Annotated in this window: 4 protein-coding genes; 3 read left to right on the top strand and 1 reads right to left on the bottom strand. The window is 43.2% G+C overall.

Annotated features, from left to right (window positions below; genetic code table 11):
- The first annotated feature begins 132 nt into the window (after positions 1–132).
- From MiSe_RS51825 to MiSe_RS48360, 3 genes are all read left to right on the top strand, one after another.
- Positions 133–264 (top strand): hypothetical protein, encoded by a 132-nt coding sequence (locus MiSe_RS51825; RefSeq protein WP_264197140.1) that lies wholly within the window; start codon positions 133–135, stop codon positions 262–264.
- 122 nt (positions 265–386) lie between these two features.
- Positions 387–635 carry a hypothetical protein gene (locus MiSe_RS48355; RefSeq protein WP_226594560.1) on the top strand — a complete coding sequence of 83 codons (249 nt, stop codon included), beginning with the start codon at positions 387–389 and terminating at the stop codon, positions 633–635.
- 102 nt (positions 636–737) lie between these two features.
- Positions 738–980 (top strand): hypothetical protein, encoded by a 243-nt coding sequence (locus MiSe_RS48360; RefSeq protein ID WP_226594561.1) that lies wholly within the window; start codon positions 738–740, stop codon positions 978–980.
- Positions 981–1,465: 485 nt separating this feature from the next.
- On the opposite strand, the gene MiSe_RS48365 is transcribed toward MiSe_RS48360, so the two are convergent.
- Positions 1,466–2,539 (bottom strand): alpha/beta hydrolase, encoded by a 1,074-nt coding sequence (locus MiSe_RS48365; RefSeq protein WP_226594564.1) that lies wholly within the window; start codon positions 2,537–2,539, stop codon positions 1,466–1,468.
- Positions 2,540–2,916 lie beyond the last annotated feature (377 nt).

Raw genomic sequence — 2,916 nt, forward strand, 5'->3', positions numbered from 1 at the left:
GTCATTCACCCTCAGAGCAGTTCTGCATGAAGCCAGAAACGGTTAGCCAGATAGCTATTAATGAGCGAAAAGCTAACTTTAATTCCTGGCCTGAATCCCCGTCTCTTTAGAGCGGGGTGTGGCTCAATTAAGATGTTAGCTGTTCCATCGCCAGAAAGCCTCTATCTGCGGATGTGCGAACAATGTGCGATCGCAAATCTTCAGAAAGGTTCGGTGAGCTATCACTATCAATTTTGTCAGGATTTGTTAATTTATCCAGGATAATTGAACCATTTGCCGTCATTTTGTAAAAATGAATACAGAAATTATTTTATATCCTTTCCCCTAGTTTGGCTGAGGGGAAGTGTTTTTCATTAGTTTTAATCGATTTGAAATGGAGAAAGAGTATGTCACTTCAAACGATCCATACAGTTTGCCCACCAGCACCCGCGCTAGAGGGAGCGATCGCTTCAGGCTGGAATCCGGTTTGCCACATCACCTACACTCGCGATACCTGGGTTAAGCTGTTGCAACGCAAGAGTGAATACGCATTTGACGAAGCCAAGTTGCTTTGTCAAGACTCCTCAGATACCTGGGTCGCTTGGGTGCCGGATTTTGGTGAAGTTGTTCTCGATAGAAGCGATTTCTATTGTTGATTTTCTATTGTTGGTTGAGCCAAACCAGATCAACAATGCATAGTTTATTCCTTGGCTGGTATCGGAACGCAAGAGTTACAGGTATTGCAATGGTTGATTGCTATGAACGCCGAGTTACCTATTGATTGGGATGAAATATTTGAGTATCTACCGGGGACGATTGTAGAACTCAAAGACAAACCGGGGGATTTGCATCGGATTGATTGCTATGAAGCCATGATGGTGCCTCCGATCTGGTTAGCGGACGATCCGCGTCCGCGCTATCCCCATGAATTGCGGATTGTGTCGCGTCGAGAAGTACAAGTTTGTGAATTAGAGTCCCAACCAGCGTTGGTAGCAACTTAATTGCCGTTCACCCTGTTGATCGCAAGGGAGGATTTTCCAAGATGGCTAAGCGTTCAAATGCCATTCCAGAAAAATCATCACATTTGAGTTATATCATGTTCGGTAGCAACGGTTGTGTAACTGCTAATTGCTAATCGCTAATGGCTGCTCTGGAGACAATTAGCAATTAGCAAGCTCGCAATTCGCCATCCATACACTACCGATCTCTCGCGGACATGATATTATATCGTTTTTGGTTGCATCCCAATTACAGCCGTAGGGGCACGGCAGTTGAGCAACTTGGCGCTGGCGACAAAGCTTACTGACGTTTGTATGGTAAAAAAGAACGGTCTTATTATCGAGAACAAGACCGCCATCAAAAATGCTACCGATACTCTATCAAGCTGAGCTGCAAAAGTATCTGATATCGGGAAATCTTCCTCACCTCTGAAAACGACGAAAAGACTGCATAAATTCGTGCAGTCTATGGTTTTTACAGAGGAGCTTTACGTGCCAAGATGTGTGTTTAGAAAGGCTGTTATGCGATCCAAGGCTATTCTCCCATACCCACCCTCATCGTCGAGATCGAATTGGTATTCGTGGTTTAGCTTTGGAGACCCCTCGCCATAATTATAAATTAAAGTGTCTGTTTGCACGCCCTTGCCTTGAAGTTTAGCGTTTAATTCTACCGATTGGTCATGCAGCGGATCTGCATCGCCAACAGTTATAAATGAAGGCGGGAAATTCTCGTCTACGTAGTTGCATACCGAGAAGGTCTCAAATTTTGAGTCCTGCCGAAAATCCTTCGTTCCCGAATACGACCACATCACCGTATCGATAAAATACTTAAAATACGGATTTGTAAGGTTAATACTGTCGAGATTATATCCTCCACAACAGAGCACTATACACTTAAGTTGGCTTGGTTCCAAAGCGGGTGAGATATTAACTTGAGTTTGATCCGCAAGAGCAGTTACATAGTTGGGGTTCGCGATCGTGGTAGCCATTTGTGCAGCTATCTGAGAGCCAGCAGAGTCACCAGCTAACGCAAACTTGTCCTTATCGATATGGTATTTTGTTGCGATATTATCATCTAGAAGATACTTGATCGCATCGTTCACCTGGATTAGCGGCGTTGGGTAGGTATCCTCTGGAGCGAGCGAGTAATTTACACCGACAACCGTATAGCCATATGAGGCTATAATCTTGAGATAATTTGCTATTTGACTCTTGCTTCCTGAAATCCAAGCCCCACCGTGTACCCACACAATTGTGGGTAGAACCGTTTCATCTGGTAGGGAGTTTGGGTAAAATATGTCGATTTGCTCGTTTTTAATTGAATGATAACACACTTTATTGATGTTTTCAAATATCCCGTCTGGCGCCTTTCCTCCAAGATTTTCTGTCGCATGTTTTCCAAGTTTTAACGCTGTAGTCCAACCTACTATGTCAAACACAAGCCGAATCTTATATGCACCTCTTGACGGTTCTGGCAGTAATTCGATTTCGTCCAGAAGAAACTTGACATTCTCTGCAATAATCTCTTCCAGACTAGGCATATCTTGTAGATTTTCTGACATTATTCGACTATAACTCTGCATAAGTCATATCCTCCTGCTATGTGTTTATCTGCAAGCATTATACATGTATAGGTTAGGGTGTGGTCAAAACCAGTTCATGAATTTTTATAGACTAAAAAGGATGGATATTCCCTACTTAGTGTGATAAGTTGTTATAATCAGAGAAACTTGCTAAGTAGGTGCAGGTAAATAAAGTGAAAATAGCTATCCCTACCTATGGCGGGCACCGCCCCCCCCCCCCCCAAAAACAGAAAGGTTTTTGGGGGGGGGGGGGGGGGGCGCCCCCGCGGTGGGGGTTTTTTTTTTTTTCTTTTTTTTATATAAACGCGCAAACAATCTAAAAATTTTAAAACACAAACATTTTGTAGAAATAAAAT

Origin of the sequence: Microseira wollei NIES-4236 (genome assembly GCF_020521235.1) — a bacterium.
GTDB classification, from domain to species: domain Bacteria; phylum Cyanobacteriota; class Cyanobacteriia; order Cyanobacteriales; family Aerosakkonemataceae; genus Microseira; species Microseira wollei.

Coding starts and splice junctions, on each gene's coding strand:
- MiSe_RS48355 (WP_226594560.1), top strand. CDS start 387: ATGTCACTTCAAACGATCCATACAGTTTGCCCACCAGCACCCGCGCTA.
- MiSe_RS48365 (WP_226594564.1), bottom strand. CDS start 2,539: ATGTCAGAAAATCTACAAGATATGCCTAGTCTGGAAGAGATTATTGCA.
- MiSe_RS48360 (WP_226594561.1), top strand. CDS start 738: ATGAACGCCGAGTTACCTATTGATTGGGATGAAATATTTGAGTATCTA.
- MiSe_RS51825 (WP_264197140.1), top strand. CDS start 133: ATGTTAGCTGTTCCATCGCCAGAAAGCCTCTATCTGCGGATGTGCGAA.